This window comes from Porphyromonas sp. C0041D3, from assembly GCF_056590575.1.
Map to the genome: position 1 here is coordinate 266,060 of NZ_JBWPWJ010000002.1, position 17,218 is coordinate 283,277.

The 17,218-nt window shown below is 54.5% G+C and carries 13 protein-coding genes and 1 CRISPR repeat array (1 of these 14 only partly in view); of the genes, 9 read left to right on the plus strand and 4 right to left on the minus strand.

What is annotated here, in order from left to right:
* The first annotated feature begins 75 nt into the window (after positions 1-75).
* On the plus strand, positions 76-1,743 hold the full coding sequence (locus AC1EKE_RS02355; protein WP_480307953.1) for a dipeptidase: 1,668 nt from the start codon (positions 76-78) through the stop codon (positions 1,741-1,743).
* A gap of 206 nt (positions 1,744-1,949) precedes the next feature.
* Here AC1EKE_RS02355 and tsf read toward each other — a convergent pair whose 3' ends face one another.
* The 4 genes from tsf to rplM all read right to left on the minus strand — a co-directional run bounded on the left by tsf (position 1,950) and on the right by rplM (position 4,820).
* Positions 1,950-2,774: a translation elongation factor Ts gene (gene tsf, locus AC1EKE_RS02360; RefSeq protein WP_070464690.1), complete on the minus strand. Its 825-nt coding sequence runs from the start codon at positions 2,772-2,774 to the stop codon at positions 1,950-1,952.
* Positions 2,775-2,952: 178 nt separating this feature from the next.
* Positions 2,953-3,837, minus strand: a complete 885-nt coding sequence (gene rpsB / locus AC1EKE_RS02365) for a 30S ribosomal protein S2 (protein ID WP_297126279.1) — start codon at positions 3,835-3,837, stop codon at positions 2,953-2,955.
* 120 nt (positions 3,838-3,957) lie between these two features.
* Positions 3,958-4,344, minus strand: coding sequence for a 30S ribosomal protein S9 (rpsI, locus tag AC1EKE_RS02370; protein WP_070464696.1), 387 nt, complete (start codon positions 4,342-4,344; stop codon positions 3,958-3,960).
* Positions 4,335-4,820 (minus strand): 50S ribosomal protein L13, encoded by a 486-nt coding sequence (gene rplM / locus AC1EKE_RS02375; protein WP_480307956.1) that lies wholly within the window; start codon positions 4,818-4,820, stop codon positions 4,335-4,337. The genes rpsI and rplM overlap by 10 nt, the downstream gene beginning before the upstream one ends.
* Before the next feature lie 321 nt (positions 4,821-5,141).
* Between rplM and AC1EKE_RS02380 the strand changes: the two genes are divergently transcribed.
* From AC1EKE_RS02380 to cas2, 8 genes are all read left to right on the plus strand, one after another.
* On the plus strand, positions 5,142-7,187 hold the full coding sequence (locus tag AC1EKE_RS02380; protein WP_480307957.1) for a M13 family metallopeptidase: 2,046 nt from the start codon (positions 5,142-5,144) through the stop codon (positions 7,185-7,187).
* A gap of 228 nt (positions 7,188-7,415) precedes the next feature.
* A complete protein-coding gene (cas3, locus tag AC1EKE_RS02385) occupies positions 7,416-9,698 on the plus strand; it encodes a CRISPR-associated helicase Cas3' (RefSeq protein ID WP_480307959.1) in 2,283 nt (760 codons plus the stop codon).
* A 31-nt stretch (positions 9,699-9,729) separates the two neighbouring features.
* Positions 9,730-10,431, plus strand: a complete 702-nt coding sequence (cas5c, locus tag AC1EKE_RS02390) for a type I-C CRISPR-associated protein Cas5c (protein ID WP_480307961.1) — start codon at positions 9,730-9,732, stop codon at positions 10,429-10,431.
* Positions 10,428-12,281 carry a type I-C CRISPR-associated protein Cas8c/Csd1 gene (gene cas8c, locus AC1EKE_RS02395; RefSeq protein WP_480307962.1) on the plus strand — a complete coding sequence of 618 codons (1,854 nt, stop codon included), beginning with the start codon at positions 10,428-10,430 and terminating at the stop codon, positions 12,279-12,281. Before cas5c ends, cas8c begins: the two co-directional genes overlap by 4 nt.
* A 5-nt stretch (positions 12,282-12,286) precedes the next feature.
* Positions 12,287-13,189, plus strand: coding sequence for a type I-C CRISPR-associated protein Cas7/Csd2 (gene cas7c, locus AC1EKE_RS02400; RefSeq protein WP_480307964.1), 903 nt, complete (start codon positions 12,287-12,289; stop codon positions 13,187-13,189).
* 241 nt (positions 13,190-13,430) lie between these two features.
* A complete protein-coding gene (gene cas4, locus AC1EKE_RS02405; RefSeq protein ID WP_480307966.1) occupies positions 13,431-14,114 on the plus strand; it encodes a CRISPR-associated protein Cas4 in 684 nt (227 codons plus the stop codon).
* On the plus strand, positions 14,111-15,139 hold the full coding sequence (gene cas1c / locus AC1EKE_RS02410; protein WP_480307968.1) for a type I-C CRISPR-associated endonuclease Cas1c: 1,029 nt from the start codon (positions 14,111-14,113) through the stop codon (positions 15,137-15,139). The genes cas4 and cas1c overlap by 4 nt, the downstream gene beginning before the upstream one ends.
* Before the next feature lie 4 nt (positions 15,140-15,143).
* Positions 15,144-15,434, plus strand: coding sequence for a CRISPR-associated endonuclease Cas2 (cas2, locus tag AC1EKE_RS02415; protein WP_480307970.1), 291 nt, complete (start codon positions 15,144-15,146; stop codon positions 15,432-15,434).
* Between the two features lie 188 nt (positions 15,435-15,622).
* A CRISPR array of direct repeats spans positions 15,623-17,218; the repeat unit is 32 nt; unit sequence GTCGCACCCCTCGCGGGTGCGTGAATTGAAAC (it continues 422 nt past the right edge of the window).

Sequence of the window (17,218 nt, forward strand, 5' to 3'; positions counted from 1 at the left end):
AATGCAAGAAAATGGCTATATTGCGGTATCAAGTTCAATCATTTGTTCAATCATAAGGATTTCTCAAAGCAACCTATGAAAAAACTATTGCAGTGGGGTATGACTCTGAGCGCCGTGATCGCATCAGCGCTCCTGCTCCCTCAGAGCTCCCTAGCATGTACCAATCTCATCGTAGGCAAGAATGCCTCAGTCGATGGGAGCGTTATCGTCAGCTACGCAGCCGACAGCCACACCCTCTACGGCGAGCTCTATCACTGGGCTGCCCGTGACTGGGAGCCAGGGCATATGATGGATGTCTACGTATGGGACTCCGGCGAGTACAAGGGACAGATCCCTCAGGTCGCTCATACGTACAACGTCGTGGGCAATATGAACGAGCACCAAGTCTGCATCACCGAGACTACCTGGGGCGGACTGGAGCAGCTCGAGGGTACCGAGGGTCTCATCGACTATGGGAGCCTGATCTACATTGCCCTCCAGCGAGCCAAGAGCGCCCGCGAAGCTATCGACGTGATGACCGGTCTCGTACGTGACCACGGCTACTGCAGCACCGGTGAGACCTTCACCATTGCAGACAAGAACGAGGTGTGGCTCATGGAGATGATCGGTAAGGGCAAGGGCGAGAAGGGCGCTGTATGGGTAGCCACCCGCATACCCGATAACGCCATCACTGCGCATGCCAATCAGGCCCGGATCCAGAAGATCAACTTCAAGGACAAGGAGAACTGGCTTTACTCCAAGGACGTCATCTCCTTTGCCCGCCAGAAGGGGCTCTTCAAGGGTAAGGATGCAGACTTCTCCTTCCAGAAGGTCTACAATCCCTACACCTTCAGCGGACTTCGTGGCTGCGAGGCGAGAGTATGGTCATACTTCAATCGCTTCCACAAGGGTATGGAGCAGTACACCGACCTCGTGATGGGCTACAAGGCGGACGCTGAGCCTATGCCCCTCTACGTTGTGCCCGATCGCAAGCTCTCTGTCGCTGACGTGCAGAATATGATGCGCGATCACTACGAGGGTACGCCTATGGATATGACTAAGGATGCAGGCGCCACCTATGGCGTACCGTACCGCTGGAGACCGATGAACTTCAAGGTGGATGGTAAGGAGTACCTCAATGAGCGCGCCATCGCCACCCAGCAGACCGGCTTTGTCCTCGTGGCACAGCTGCGTAGCAACAAGCCTGATCTCATCGGACCGGTTCTCTGGTTCGGCTGCGACGATGCCAATACCACCGTTTTCTCACCTATGTACGGCTGCATCACAGAGTCGCCTCTCGCTTTCCGCGTTGGCAATGGCAGCATGACTGAGTTCTCATGGACCAGTGCCTTCTGGATCAATAACTGGGTCGCCAACATGTGCTACGGCAAGTATGACTACATGATCCGCGACATCCGTCCTGTACAGCAGGAGCTGGAGAAGGGATTCCTCGACAACCAGTCTGCTGTGGAGGCTCGAGCTCTTGAGATCGAGAAGAGCCAAGGCCGTGAGGCTGCTGTCGCCTACCTGACTCAGTACTCAGCCAAGTGTGCCAATGGTGCCACAGATCGCTACCGCGAGCTAGCTCAGTACCTCATCGTTAAGTATATCGATGGTAACGTCAAGAAGGAGAAGAATGGTCACTTCGAGACCGAGAATGGTATGATCGTCTTCCCCGACCAGCCCGGCTATAGCGAGAACTACTACAAGGCTATCGCTGAGGATAATCCGAAGCAGCTGATAGTCCCTGAGGGCTGCAAGTAACCCTATATCGTATAAACTACGTAGGGAGCGGTACTATATACAGTACCGCTCCCTACTCTTTTTGCAAGGACCGATCTGCTTAGGTCTTTTCCTCAAGACTATAACAACTAAGGGGGCTGTACCGCGGATATGCGATACAGCCCCCTTTAGCTACGCGAAAGAGACTACTCCGACATACGGAGAATGCCTCCTACTGGACGAAGCAATTAGTCCTTATTCAGATTGACGCGCTTGAAGTCAACAACAGTGAGCTCCTTATTCTCAGACTTGAGGATCTGCTCCACAGTCTTCTTACTATCGAGGATAGACTCCTGCATAAGGAGGCAATTCTCCTTGAAGTACTTATTGAGAGAGCCCTCAGCGATACGATCGAGGAGGTTCTCGGGCTTGCCCTGCTCACGAGCCTTGTCACGAGCGATCTCGAGCTCACGCTGTCTGATCTCCTCGGTCACCCCCTCCGGCATAATAGCGACAGGATTCATCGAGGCGATCTGCATACAGATCTCATTCGCCATCTTCTCAGAGGGCTCAATGTTAAATCCTGCAATGGCAGCCAGCATGTTTCCGGGGTGGATATAGCCATAGGTGTGAGGAGCCTCGATGAACTCGTAGTGACCGAGCTCTACCTTCTCTCCCGTCACACCAGACTGCTGAGTCACCTCAGCCTCTACCGTATGACCATTATCCATCGTCAGAGTGAGGAGCTCCTCAAGAGACTTCGGCTTATTCTTCATAGCGACATCAAGGATACCCTCAGTAACGCCACGGAAGCCATCGGTCGCAGAGACGAAGTCAGTCTCACACTTCAGAGCTACGATGGCAGCAAAGCCATCCTCGTACTTGGCGAGCACACAGCCCTGCTCTGCGGTGCGCTCAGAGCGCTTAGCAGCGATAGCCTGACCGCGCTTGCGGAGGATCTCGACAGCCTTGTCGTGATCACCCTCAGCCTCCTGGAGTGCCTTCTTGATATCAGCAAGACCTGCATTGGTAAGATCACGCAGTGCCTTGATGTCCTTCATCGATACAGCCATAGTTGTATGTATAGTTTAGTTATTATGATTATTAGCTTGTCTGAAACAAAAAAAGTAAGGTCCTCTTGCGTCCCCCTCTTATGTGATGGAAGCAAGAGGGCCTTAGTGTCATAAAGACCGATAGCAGTCTGCCATCGGTGGGCGTACCCTCACGGAGATTGGGTAGGTGATAGATGCTTTACTCCTCAGTCGAAGTCTCGCTCTCGTTATCACCCTCTATCTCATCGGGAGTAGCTTCAGTCTCCTGATCGCCACTCTCATCGCCCTCTTCCTTTGCACGGCGTACACCTGAGAAACGACGACGACGACGGCCACGGCCCTCGCCATTCTCATCCTCAGAGTCTCCATCCCTATCGGCATTATCCGTATTCTGGATCTTGCGCTCCTGAGAGCCCTCCTTGATAGCCTCACAGGCGGCAGCCACGATCAGCTCGATGCCATCGTGAGAGTCGTCATTGGCGGGGATCAGGAAGTCGATATCACGCGGGTTCGCATTGGTATCAGCGATAGCAAAGACAGGGATACCGAGCAGGTGAGCCTCCTTCACAGCAATATGCTCGCGCACAGAGTCAATGACAAAGATAGCGCTCGGAAGAGTCTTCATGGAGGCGATAGAGCCAAAGTTCTTCTCCAGCTTCTCGCGCTGACGATCGATCTGTAGCTTCTCACGCTTGGAGAGGTTGTCAAAGACACCATCCCCCTTCATCCTGTCGATACGATCCATCTTGGAGACCGTCTTACGGATGGTGGGGAAGTTGGTCAGCATACCACCTAGCCAACGCTCGGTGACGTAGGGGACGCCTGCCTCTCCGCAAAGCCTCGCTACCGACTCCTGAGCCGATCTCTTGGTAGCGACAAAGAGGACAGTCTTACCCTCCTGGGCAAACTTCTTGAGTGCCTCGCATGCCTCGTCGATCTTTGCTACAGTCTTGTGCAGATCGATGATATGGATGCCATTCTGCTCCATAAAGATGTATGGAGCCATTGCAGGATTCCACTTACGGGTAAGGTGACCGAAGTGTGCGCCTGCATCGAGCAATTGGTCAAATGTTATTTGTGACATATATCGTTTACTTTCTTCTTGATTATCTTAAGAGATCAGCCTGCGCAGTAGGGGGCCATACAGCCCCATCCCACAGGCTTGGATGCTAAACGTAGTCTTACAGCGAACTGCTCGATTAGGTTAACGCTTAGAGAACTGGAACTTACGACGAGCTCCGGGCTGACCGGGCTTCTTACGCTCAACGACACGATCGTCGCGAGTCATAAAGCCTGCAGCACGCAGAGCAGCCTTATCATCAGGATTGACCTTGACGAGAGCACGAGCGATACCGAGACGCGAAGCCTCACTCTGACCGGTCGTGCCACCGCCATTGACATTGATATTGATGTCGTAGCGATCCTCCACACCGAGGAGAGCCAGAGGCTGTCTCACGATGCGGATGAGGAAGGGATTGGGGAAAAAGTCCTCAAGAGCCTTCTTATTGATCATAATTTTCCCGCTGCCCTCCTTGAGATAGACACGGGCGACAGATGCTTTTCTTCTGCCGAGTGCATTGATTACTTCCATGCTATGCTATTTCTCTTACTTATAAGGTTGGGGAATTCGATCTTGCGGGGCTTCTGAGCAGCCTTGTCGTGCTCCTCACCTCCATAGATGTAGAGGTGATCGATCAGCGTCTTGCCGAGACGGTTCTTAGGCAGCATACCTGCGACCATACGACGGACGAGACGATCAGCACCGCCCTTCTCAAACTCTCTCTTAGGAGTAGAGAAACGCTGTCCACCCGGATAGCGGGTGTAGCGTACATAGACGCGGTCAGTCCACTTCTTACCGGTCATAATGGCCTTGTCAGCATTGATGACAACGACATTATCACCGCAATCAACGTGCGGAGTGAAGGAAGGCTTATGCTTCCCTCTGAGCAACTTAGCGATCTCGCTGCAGAGACGTCCGATAGGCAGTCCCGTGGCGTCTACAAGGAGCCACTCAGCCTCGACAGTTGCCTTATTTGCAGAAATGGTCTTATAACTTAAAGTATCCATTTACCAGTAACTTATTAGTATTGAGTTATATCCAGCGGTAGATGTCTCGCGAGTCCTCGCCTGTGAAAAATCATCTCTTTGCTAATCATGGTAGGCGTGCAGCCCCCCTCGAGGATAAGCAAGAGCTCTCGACATCCGTCCTCTTGATAATAATCGGCGTGCAAAGATAGCACTTTTCCACATCTCTTCCAATCAAAGTTGTATCTAATTATTAGGGATGAGAAAGGCCGAGCGGGGGTGGCAACAGTGGTATTACCTCCAAAGACAAAATTTCCTACCTTTGTCCAAAGAATAAAATCACTCAACAAATAACTACATTGTATGAAAAAAGGTATTGTACCGTCCGCTGTGGCGATGGCCCTTCTGGCTGTCAGCGCCATCGGCTGTGACGGAAACAAGAAGACCGAAGACACCGCGGCAGCCGACCAGGTGCCGGCTATCGACACGCTCGCCATGGACCGCACGGTCTCTCCGCGAGAGAATTTCTTCCTCTATGCCAATGGTGGCTGGATGAAGGCTCATCCGCTCACTCCCGAGTACTCTCGCTTTGGCGCTTTCGATGAGCTGTCTCTCAAGTCTGAGGTGGCTGCACACGAGATCATCGAGAGCCTGAAGGACGCCACAGAGGGCACGGATGAGGCCAAGGCGTACCTCCTCTACGCACTCAGCACCGACTCAGCTAAGCTGGAGTCCGATGGAGCCAAGCCGATCCTCGCTGACCTCGCAGAGATCGATGCTCTTGCCGACAAGGATGCGCTCGTTGACTACATGGCGAAGTCTGACAACCAGGGCGGTGGATCCTTCTTCAACACCTTTGTCGCTGCGGACGAGAAGAGCAGCGACGTCAATATCCTCAATCTCTATCAGGCGGGACTCGTGATGGGCGTCCCGGACTACTACTCTGATGAGGCCGCCTATAAGGGCAATCAGGAGGCCTACCGCACCTACTTTACCCGCGTCTTTGACCTCGTGGGGATGGAGGAGGCTTCGGCACAGGCTGATCGACTCTTTGGCTTAGAGAAAGGTCTCTCCAAGATCCTCTACACGATGGTGGAGCTGAGAGACAGCCAGCGGAATTACAATAAAATGTCTCTCGAGGACTTCTATGCTCAGCACACTTTCCCCTGGAAGCGCTACATCGATGGTCGCGAGGGTTACGAGTCGGTCAAGGAGCTGAATGTCGCACAGAAGGACTACTTCGATCGCTTCGACAAGTGGTTTGCTGCCACCTCACTGGAGGATCTGAAGCTTTTCCTCAAGGGACAGCTCATTGATGGTGCCAGCGATCTCCTCAGCAACGACTTCCGCGAGGCAGCCTTTGCACTCCACGGCAAGTCAATCGCCGGCAAGGAGGAGATGAAGCCCCTCTGGAAGCTGGGCGTCAACCGCGTGGACAACTGCCTCGGCGATGTGATCGGCAAGCAGTATGTCGCCAAGTACTTCCCCCCGGAGGCGAAGGAGCGTATGACAGAGCTGGTAAATAATCTGGTCTCGGCTCTCAGCTCTCGCATCGACAACCTCTCCTGGATGACCGCCGCAACTAAGGAAAAGGCGCAGGAGAAGCTGGGTGCCTTCACCGTCAAGATCGGCTACCCCGACAAGTGGCTCACCTTTGAGAAACTGAATACCAACAACGAGTCGCTCTATGCCTACAGCAAGGAAGTAGGCGCCTTCCTCACCCGTCGCAACACCGCCGACCTCGAGAAGCCTGTCGATCGCAACCGTTGGCTGATGAATGCTCATCAGGTGAATGCTTACTACAATCCGACAACCAACGAGATCTGCTTCCCCGCAGGGATCCTGCAGCCACCTTTCTTCAATCTCAATGCAGACGATGCGGTCAATTATGGCGCCATCGGCGTTGTGATTGGTCACGAGATGACCCACGGATTTGACGACCAAGGCTGCAACTACGACGCTAAGGGCAATATGGAGAATTGGTGGACGGAAGAGGATCGGAAGACCTTCGACGCTGCCACGCAGAAGCTCGCCGCTCAGTTTGATCGCGTAGAGGTAGCGCCCGGGCTGATGGCCAATGGTCAGATGACTCTCGGAGAGAACATCGCCGACCAGGGCGGACTCCTCGTTGCCTACGATGCTATGGTCAAGGCCACTGAGGGCAAGGAGTACCCGGAGATCGACGGGCTCAGCCGTGACCAGAGATTCTACCTCGGCTATGCCCGCGTATGGGGACAGAATATCCGTCCGGAGGAGATCATCCGTCGTACCAAGACGGATGTCCACAGCCTCGGAAAATTCCGCGTCAATCAGACTCTGAAGAACATCGACACCTTCTACACCGCATTCGGTATCCAGGAGGGAGACTCTATGTACATTGCTCCAGAGGAGCGTGTAGAGATCTGGTAAGTCGTCTCCCTATAGTAATTAAAGGAGCGAGAGGGTGTCACGCCGATGAGCGTGGCACCCTCTCGCTCCTAATGCCTGACACCATCACCATCCCATGTACCCACATCCGGGCAATTGAGATCATGTGAATAAAGCAGATAGAACCTGCAAATGAAATATGAGTAAGAAAATCCTTGCACACATCAAAAATAGTGGTAGATTTATCAAGTGACCTTTAATATGCTATAGATGGAAATACATTTAGCTCATATCCGGGAAGAGGAAAAGGGATGCTTTGCAGAGCAAAGCATTGAGGATCATTGCCTTAACGTGGCAAGGCTGGCACGAGAGCTGATCTACGAGGATGAGGACTCCTGTGGGCTGAAAGACTTAGCTTACAACGCCGGTCTACTTCACGACTTCGGAAAGTACCGACCGGACTTCCAGAGATACATCCTCGCTGCCTCCGGAGCTAACCAATCCGGCAAGGTACTCCCCAAGGCACCGCACGCCATAGTGGGTGCCATAGAGGCAAGGCGACTTTTTGACGACCCCATGATTGCAGAGACTCTTGCCTACTGCATCAGCGGGCATCATCGTGGACTCTACGATCATAATGAAATGGAGAGACGGCTACGCCACGGAGAGCACAAGAGGTGGTGCGATGCGTGTGAGAAGCTCACAAGCGTTGAGAATCTCGGGACGACCGATTGTGACGATGTGGACAAGCCTAACGATCTCCAGATGACGATCCGCATGCTCTTCTCCGCACTTGTGGACGCTGACCGGCTGGACACCGAGCGATTTATGACTCCGGATCTCAGTGCGGAGAGATTACGGATAAAGGGCAACTACGCTTCACTAATTACCCTCCGAGAGCGATTGAGAGCGAAGACAGAGAGCTTTAGGTCTGCCCCCGACACGCCTGTCAATCGGGCGCGAGCATACTTCTTAGAGAGTTGCCGGACCCACGGTGCAGAGAGTGATCCCGGCATCTACACCCTCTCGCTCCCCACCGGGGCGGGTAAGACCATCTCCTCCATGGCGTGGGCGCTTGAGATGGCGATCCGTAACCATCACGACCGGATCATCTACGTCATCCCCTACACCTCAATCATCACTCAGACAGCGATGGTCTTCAGAGAAATCTTTGGCGAAGAGAATATCCTGGAGCACCACTCCGAGGTCGTGGTGGAGCAGCAGACCGAGGATGATAATAGCGATGAGCAGATGTCCCGGCTGAAATTCCTCACTGAGAATTGGGATGCCCCCATCATCCTGACGACGAATGTCCAGTTTTTCGAGAGCCTCTTTGCCTCCAAGCCGGCCAAGTGTCGTAAGGTGCACAGCATCGCCAACTCTGTCATCGTTATGGATGAGGTGCAGGCTCTTCCGGAGGGCTTCCTGAGTCCCATACTCTCAGCCATAAGTACGCTCTCCGGGGCATTTCACTGCTCCATACTCTGCTGCAGTGCCACTCAGCCGGTATACGACGAGGACTTGTGTTCGCCCAATGATGGGGAAGACTACTACATCCCCCTTGACACCAAGGGCGATCTGGTGACGAGAGAGGCGAGGTACTTTGTCCCATTTGACCGTGTCGACTACCACTTGGAGCCTCAGACGGTGACTTCGCAGGAGCTGGCCGAGAGACTGGCTGCAGAGCACTCCGTCCTCTGCGTTGTCAATAGCCGAAAGGACGCCGGTCAAGTGTACCGCGCCCTTAGAGATATACCTAAGGTCAAGGCAGACGAGGTGATCCACCTCTCGCGATCAATGTGCTCTGCACACCTACGAAGGGCGATCGAGACAATCAAGGAGCGTATGAGAGAGGGGGAGCCGACTAAGGTCATCTCTACGCAACTCATTGAGGCAGGGGTTGACCTCGACTTCCCCTGCGTCTGGAGAGCCTATGCCGGACTCGGCTCGATCATACAGGCGGGCGGCCGGTGCAATCGTGAGGGAAAAATGGAGCAGCGCGGACAGGTTTTTGTCTTTAGCCTCACTGATGGCAGTAAGTCCTTTGGCAATATCGCCCGAGGCTGCAATGCAACCAAGATGCTGCTTCACAAGCTATCCAATAAAATAGCCGACCCGACCGATCCTGAGGTGATCGCCAAGTATTACCGCCTGTACTTTAGGGATATCCCAGACTTTGACACAGAGGGGATTGGAAAAGATCTGACAGACGACCCTGAGGACATTAATTTTGAGTCCGCGGCTGAGCGCTTCAAGCTCATCGATGACAAGGGGACCTTCCCTGTCATCGTTCCCTATATGGAGGAGGGCAAGGCGCTCGTGAGGAAGATCCGCAACCATGAGATCCTCTCACGGGAGGACTACCACCGGATGCAGGAGTACAGCGTCTCCCTCCGACAGGGAGACTACACCACCCTACTCGGCCACGGCAATATTGAGCAGATCCCGTGGGGCGAGGACTTCATCTCGGTCTTGGTGGACGACAACTGCTACGATAGTGTAGCCGGAGTAGTCATCTCCAACCACTGGGTTGAGGAAACACAGACCGCGTAAGAGAATAACACTAATCACAATATGACTATCTATGACAGAAAAACCAATGTCCAAGGAGTATTGCCTCGAGCTGAGTGGGGACTTCGCCTGCTTCACCCGCCCGGAGCTGAAGGTGGAGCGCGTCAGCTATGACGTGATCACCCCCTCGGCAGCACGCAATATCTTCCAAGCCATCCTCTGGAAGCCGGCCATACGCTGGGAGGTGAGCCGCATTGAAGTGCGGAAGCCGATCAGACACATCTCCGTCAAGCGCAACGAGGTGGGAGCGCTGGCACGCTCCGGTGGCAAGGAGATACTTATCGAGGAAGCCCGTCAGCAGAGGACCTCCTACATCCTCAGGGACGTAGAGTACAGGATCTTTGCGCGGCAGGTCTTCATCCCCGTCTCCGACCGCTCCGAGGAGGCGAGGCGAGACTTTGAGTCACGGAGCGAGGTCGAGAAGGAGTCCGAGTGCCCCGGCAAGTACCAGGGGATGTTTGAGCGACGTGCCTCCAGAGGGCAGTGCTTCTCGATGCCCTACTTAGGGTGCCGGGAGTTCAGCTGCCACTTCAGTTACATACCCGATGCCCCTCACAGCGAGGGCATTGATGAGACCAGGGATCTCGGGCTGATGCTGTATGACATGGACTTTGAGAGCAATCCGAAGAGCCCCGAGGCGATGTTTTTCCGCGCCAGGATGGATCACGGTGTGATCGAGGTCCCGAAATCCGATAGCGAAGAGATACTGCGATGATACTACAGTCACTATACGAGAGGGACAAAGCGCTGGGGGAGAAGCTGCCGGACGGCTTTGTCAAGAAAGAGATCCCCCTCATCATCGTAATCGACCCGGCTGGGAGCTTGGTGCTGGTAAAGGGACTTGAGGATGGGGTTAAGCAGCAAGGGGAGTCTCATGTTATCCCCACTCCCGTGACCAGGACCTCCGGTGTGTCTCCCAATCTCTTCTGGGATCACTACGGCTACGTGCTGGGTCTCGCCAAGAAAGAGAGCGAGAAAGAGTGCGCAAAGTCAAGGAGACAGATGGATGCCTTTGTGGAGCAAGTCAGGCAGTTTGCCGAGAAGTTTCCATCCAACCCGGTCTTCCAGGCGGTGAAAGCCTTCTACGATAAGGAGGAGTACCTCAAGATCACACAGGACGAAGATAAGGTAACTGCCATCACCAAGAAGCCGGGAGCAAACATGACCTTCCTCGTTTCCTTCCCCGGAGACAGTGACCGACTCGTCACCGATGAGCAGGATCTCAGGGACTACCAGAGTGCTCACTACTACGCTGGTCAGACTGATGGTGAGGAGGCTATCTGCCTGATCACGGGACGCAAGGGTCCCATCTCCAGGCTTCACCCGGGGATCAAGCTGAGCGGGATGCCACTCTCGCTCGTCAATTTTCAGGTCAATAGCGGATACGACTCCTACGGCAAGTCTCAGGCATACAATGCTCCTGTCTCACCGCAAGCCGCTGAGGGATACGCCAGTGCACTCAACGATCTGCTTGGTAAGGACAAGGACACCAATTACTTCCTCGCCGGCATCACCTATGTCTTCTGGACCAGCCATACAGACGAGGACAAGCTTGCCGGTGATTTCAAGTCTGTCACTTTTAGTCCGCCTTTGGCTCCTCTGGAGGGAGACGGCAAGAAGGGGAAGCCTACCAAGCGCAAGGGGAAAACTCCCTTACAGATTGACCGAGCGAAGTGCAAGAAGGTGCTGAGCACCCTTCGAGCCATTAGAGGAGATAAGAATGCACTACTACAGCGTGAGTCAGAGGAGCGCTTTTACCTCCTCGCCCTGGAGCCGGGGAGAGGTCGGATATCGGTCAAGCTCTTCGTTGAGGGGACGATACGGGAGATCTTTGCCCATACTCTCCAGCACCTCGAGGACCTCAAGATCTACGGGAGAGAGGTGAAGAGGATGGACGATGACCCTGCCATACCCTCTCTCTACGCACTCGTCGGGGCACTCATGCCCGCTGCGCTCAAGGCAGATAAGTGGCCCAAGCGCCCCATCGAGGCACTCGTCAGGAGCATCACCACCGGAGCGCCCTACCCGACGGACCTCTACACCTCCTGCCTACAGCGCATCAAGGCTGAGAGAAACGTCTCCGAGCTGCGTGCTGCCTACATCAAGGGCTACATCAACAGAGACTACCGGTACAAGCATCATACAGAAGAAAATATAATCACTATGTCACTCGACAAAAACCAAACCAACAAGGGATATCTCGCCGGACGGCTCTTCGCCGTACTCGAGTCTCTCCAGCAGATCGCCAATAGTAAGGCGACCATCACCGACAGCTACTTCGGCAACGCTATGACCTCTCCGGCAGCTGTCTTCCCATACCTCATCAGGCTCTCCATACACCACCAGAAGAAGGCGAAGCGGGATAATCCCAAGCTCTACAATAGCTGTGTCAAGCAGCTGGACGAGATCATGGCATTATTGGGCGGTGATGAGACCCCCTATCCCACGCACTTCACACTGGAGGAGCAGGGATACTTCAGCCTCGGCTACTACCAACAGAAGCAGTACCACTACTCATCCAAGGAAGAAAAAGAAGCAATAGATAATAACTCATCAGAAGACTAATCATTATGTCAACGAAAGAACCAGTAAAAAACAGGTACGACTTCGTCTACCTCTTTGACGTCACGGACGGCAACCCCAATGGTGACCCCGACACCGGCAACCTCCCTCGGATCGACATCGAGACCGGTCACGGGCTGGTCACCGACGTCTGCCTCAAGCGCAAGGTCCGTAACTATGTCCTCCTTGCCTCCGAGGAGCGTGAGGAGCTGAGAGACGGCACACACGACATCTTTGTGATGGAAAATGCGATCCTCAATGACGCCATCGCAGATGCGGTCAAGCAGGTAACCGAGGACAAGCAGACGAAGAACGCACAGGACCGGCAGAAGTCCCAGGAGATCATGTGCCGGAGATACTACGACATCCGCACCTTCGGCGCTGTCCTCACCACCGGAGCCAATGCCGGTCAGGTCCGTGGAGCGGTACAGATGACCTTCTCTCGGTCCATTGACCCCATCACCTCCAGCGAGCATACCATCACGCGCATGGCTGCTACCGACGCCAAGGAGGCTAAGACAAACGAAGCCGCAGATGATGGCGGTGGAAACCGGACCATGGGGCGTAAGGCGACGGTGCCTTACGGACTTTATCTCTGCCACGGCTTCGTCACCCCCGCTTTTGCTCAGAAGACAGGATTTACTGAGGACGACCTGGCACTCTTCTGGGAGGCACTCCACCGGATGTTTGATGTCGACCGCTCCTCGTCTCGCGGGCTGATGGGACCGAGAGGTCTCTACATCTTCCGTCACGAATCGAAGCTGGGCAATGCCTCGGCACAGGAGCTCTTCGACAGGATCAGGGTGGAGAGACAGACTGACCTCCCGAGGTCCTTCGCCGACTACAGAGTGACTATTGATGACAGCAATATGCCGGAGGGCATCACGCTGATCCGTGAGATAGATGCTTAGTAAAGCCCTCTTCACTAATTACTGACGACCAACTATGACACCCCCTGCACTCCCGTCTCCACTCACTCGAGGAAGGATCGTGCAGGGGGTATCTAATTTTTTCCGTTGGTCGGCTCAGACTAATATCGGTATAAGCGCCGACTAATACCGGTATTAGGAGATTCTTTTACCGATAAAAGATTTCTCTAATATCGGTAAAAGAATTGCCCCTCAGCCACAGTCCATTACTCTTGGTTCCCAAATGCACTCACCAACCTTCCTCTACTCCGACGAGGACTGTCTGATGATCTCCGCCATCCAGCACTATGTCTTCTGCCCCCGGCAGTGGCAACTGATCCATATGGAGATGGAGTGGCAGGACAATGACCTCACAGCCCTCGGGCAGATCCTTCATCATCGCGTGGACGACCCCGATCTGCCGCAGCAGAGAGGGGAGACGATCACCCTGAGGAGTGTACCTCTGGTCTCACATAGGCTAGGGCTATATGGAGTCTCCGACATCGTGGAGCTAACCCCGACCGAGGGGGAGACCTACCTTCGTCACCCTCGCTACCCAGGTCGATGGCAGGCGACACCTGTGGAGTACAAGAGAGGCCGACCCAAGCGACACAACGCAGACAAGCTGCAGCTCTGCGCTGAGGCCCTCTGCCTGGAGGAGATGTATGGCATCTCCATACCGATCGGCTACCTCTACTATGGAGAGACCAAGCATCGACTCGAGGTGCCACTCACTGAGACCCTGAGGTCGGAGCTGGTGGAGACGGTGAGGGAGATGCATCGTCTCACAGAGGTGGGAGGCACCGCTCCGCCTATCTATGACCAGAGGTGCCGACGATGCTCGCTCCACGATCTCTGCCTACCGGAGCTGTCACAGCGGACTGATGTACGCACCTACTACCGCACTCACCATATCCACCTCCCATGAGACCTCTCCTAAATACCCTTTACGTACTCACACCTGACGTCTATATCCGTAAGGATGGGCTCAATGTGGTGATCCTTAGGGAAGACAAGGAAACCTTCCGGATCCCGATTATGAATCTGGAGAGCATTGTCTGCTTCAATTATATGGGCGCCTCACCAGGGGTGATGAAGCTCTGTGTGGACAACCATGTAGCCCTCTCTTTCCTGACCCCTCACGGTCAGTTCATCGCCTCCATATCCGGACCGATAAGGGGGAATGTGCTGCTACGACGAACCCAGTATCGTGTGGCGGACGATGAGGGTAGCGCTGCGCACATAGCGTCTCGATTCATTGCCGGCAAGGTCTACAATGGTCGTGCGGCTCTGTCGCGCTTCTGCAGAGACCACAGGCCTGAGGGAGAGACGCTCGATGAGGTCCGTCGTGTCCTGCGTGAGCTGCGCAAGACCGTATCGGACCTTCCTCGACTGTCTTCCCGAGACTCGATCATGGGGGCGGAGGGCAATGCTGCACGACTATACTTTGGGGTCTTCCGTCATCTTATTCTAAATGACCGATTTACCTTTAGCGAGAGAAGCAAGCGACCGCCTAAGGATGAGGTGAATGCCCTGCTCTCCTTTTTCTACACCCTACTCGCCTCCGATGTGAGGAGTGCCCTCGAGACAGTAGGGCTGGATCCTTATGTGGGATTTCTCCATAGTGACAGACCTGGCAGACCTGCACTGGCGCTGGACCTGATGGAGGAGATGAGGGTCTACCTTGTGGACCGATTTGTCCTTTCCTTGATCAACAACCGACAGGTATCCCCTTGGGACTTTATCGTACAGGGGGAGAATGGGTATCTCCTCAAGGACGAGAAGCGAAAGGAACTGCTCACCGAGTGGCAGAAGCGTAAGCGGACAGAGATCACTCACCCCTACCTCGGAGAGAAGATGCCGATCGGTCTGCTGCCCTACATTCAGGCGACGCTCCTCGCCAGATATCTGCGAGGTGAGATCGATGATTACCCCGCCTTCCTCATGACCTAAGCCTATGTATATCCTTATCACATACGATGTCAGCACCACAGATGCTGCGGGACGGAGGAGACTGCGTCAAGTGGCAAAGACCTGCCAAGACTATGGTCAGAGGGTGCAAAACTCGGTCTTTGAGTGTCTGGTAGACCCGGCTCAGAAGGTCGTCCTGATAGAGAGGTTAGTCAGCATCATCGATGAGACACGGGATAGCCTGCGGATCTATCACCTTGGGAAGGACTACAAGGCCCACATAGAGAGCTATGGGAGGAAGACAAGTTACGAGGCGGAGGGAGAGCTGATCATATGACCTAAGGGCTGATCGTAAGCTGCGAGGGTGAAGCGATCAACTATTAGCGAGGCACTCGCAAGCGCTCATAGACATACGATTATAAGATTTTAGGTGCCAGAAGCACCGGACAGAAGGGATAATTTGAGTACCTTCGCTAAAGCAGGTCTGTAGAGGTAGCCCCACAGCCACCTCCCCATTCCTGCAGTGTCGCACCCCTCGCGGGTGCGTGAATTGAAACGACTGGCGATCGAGTGCCTCCCGACGGGCCCCCGAGTCGCACCCCTCGCGGGTGCGTGAATTGAAACGTCGACCCCGACGGTGAGGAGGTGGAGGAGGTGTCGTCGCACCCCTCGCGGGTGCGTGAATTGAAACGAGTGTGGAGCCGGGGTAATGATCAACGCCACGCAGTCGCACCCCTCGCGGGTGCGTGAATTGAAACCTGCGATCGAGCACAAGATAGATCTTAACATTAGGTCGCACCCCTCGCGGGTGCGTGAATTGAAACTCATGATCGGGTGCTGTACGAGAGCCTTGAGGAGGTCGCACCCCTCGCGGGTGCGTGAATTGAAACGCCAAAGCTGCAAGCGTCTTCAATATAGCTCAGAGTCGCACCCCTCGCGGGTGCGTGAATTGAAACCTAATTGTTATGGAGTCTGTAAACATCGACTTCCTGTCGCACCCCTCGCGGGTGCGTGAATTGAAACACGGACACACCCATATTTGGGTTGCACTTGACCCGTCGCACCCCTCGCGGGTGCGTGAATTGAAACAAAAATTAACTTTTGTGTAAGAATGACTGGGGGCGGTCGCACCCCTCGCGGGTGCGTGAATTGAAACTGCCCTACGAGCTGGGAGGAATGCCCGACCGCCGTCGCACCCCTCGCGGGTGCGTGAATTGAAACTGGTTGCCATTAAAATCCTGCCTGAGTTGGACGTGTCGCACCCCTCGCGGGTGCGTGAATTGAAACAACCGATTGGCTTACAAACAATTATACCCCCCTAGTCGCACCCCTCGCGGGTGCGTGAATTGAAACTTATAAGGGACCGCATGAAATAGTACGAGGGGAGTCGCACCCCTCGCGGGTGCGTGAATTGAAACGACTGAGATACCAACCACTTAATGTTATCCCTACGTCGCACCCCTCGCGGGTGCGTGAATTGAAACTCAACCTTGTGGAGCAACACGCCTGCAATACCTTGTCGCACCCCTCGCGGGTGCGTGAATTGAAACTTTCGCCCACGCCCTGACGTCAGCGCAGGGCTTACGTCGCACCCCTCGCGGGTGCGTGAATTGAAACAGCTGCTCTGTCTCCGATTGGCTGACCTCCCTTTGTCGCACCCCTCGCGGGTGCGTGAATTGAAACTCCTCCGAGACGGTGACCACCTCCGAGACGGTGCCGTCGCACCCCTCGCGGGTGCGTGAATTGAAACTGCAAGGAGCTAAAAAGCGTCCCGAGGACACTCTGTCGCACCCCTCGCGGGTGCGTGAATTGAAACGCGGATCTTGCCATTACCCTTGGAGTAGATGACGGTCGCACCCCTCGCGGGTGCGTGAATTGAAACCATTGTAGGCAAATCGGTAGTTTATTTGGTCATAGTCGCACCCCTCGCGGGTGCGTGAATTGAAACAGACAACTGCAATGGACAACAACAACCAATATAGGTCGCACCCCTCGCGGGTGCGTGAATTGAAACTCCATAAGCGAAATGGGCAAGTCAAGATGCGCTGTCGCACCCCTCGCGGGTGCGTGAATTGAAACGGCGCAGACCTGCCGACAAACCTCGGCTACGACTGTCGCACC

Excerpts from the sequence above, each read along its gene's own strand:
- AC1EKE_RS02355 (WP_480307953.1), top strand. The coding sequence starts at position 76 with ATGAAAAAACTATTGCAGTGGGGTATGACTCTGAGCGCCGTGATCGCA.
- tsf (WP_070464690.1), bottom strand. The coding sequence starts at position 2,774 with ATGGCTGTATCGATGAAGGACATCAAGGCACTGCGTGATCTTACCAAT.
- rpsB (WP_297126279.1), bottom strand. The coding sequence starts at position 3,837 with ATGTCACAAATAACATTTGACCAATTGCTCGATGCAGGCGCACACTTC.
- rpsI (WP_070464696.1), bottom strand. The coding sequence starts at position 4,344 with ATGGAAGTAATCAATGCACTCGGCAGAAGAAAAGCATCTGTCGCCCGT.
- rplM (WP_480307956.1), bottom strand. The coding sequence starts at position 4,820 with ATGGATACTTTAAGTTATAAGACCATTTCTGCAAATAAGGCAACTGTC.
- AC1EKE_RS02380 (WP_480307957.1), top strand. The coding sequence starts at position 5,142 with ATGAAAAAAGGTATTGTACCGTCCGCTGTGGCGATGGCCCTTCTGGCT.
- cas3 (WP_480307959.1), top strand. The coding sequence starts at position 7,416 with ATGGAAATACATTTAGCTCATATCCGGGAAGAGGAAAAGGGATGCTTT.
- cas5c (WP_480307961.1), top strand. The coding sequence starts at position 9,730 with ATGACAGAAAAACCAATGTCCAAGGAGTATTGCCTCGAGCTGAGTGGG.
- cas8c (WP_480307962.1), top strand. The coding sequence starts at position 10,428 with ATGATACTACAGTCACTATACGAGAGGGACAAAGCGCTGGGGGAGAAG.
- cas7c (WP_480307964.1), top strand. The coding sequence starts at position 12,287 with ATGTCAACGAAAGAACCAGTAAAAAACAGGTACGACTTCGTCTACCTC.
- cas4 (WP_480307966.1), top strand. The coding sequence starts at position 13,431 with ATGCACTCACCAACCTTCCTCTACTCCGACGAGGACTGTCTGATGATC.
- cas1c (WP_480307968.1), top strand. The coding sequence starts at position 14,111 with ATGAGACCTCTCCTAAATACCCTTTACGTACTCACACCTGACGTCTAT.
- cas2 (WP_480307970.1), top strand. The coding sequence starts at position 15,144 with ATGTATATCCTTATCACATACGATGTCAGCACCACAGATGCTGCGGGA.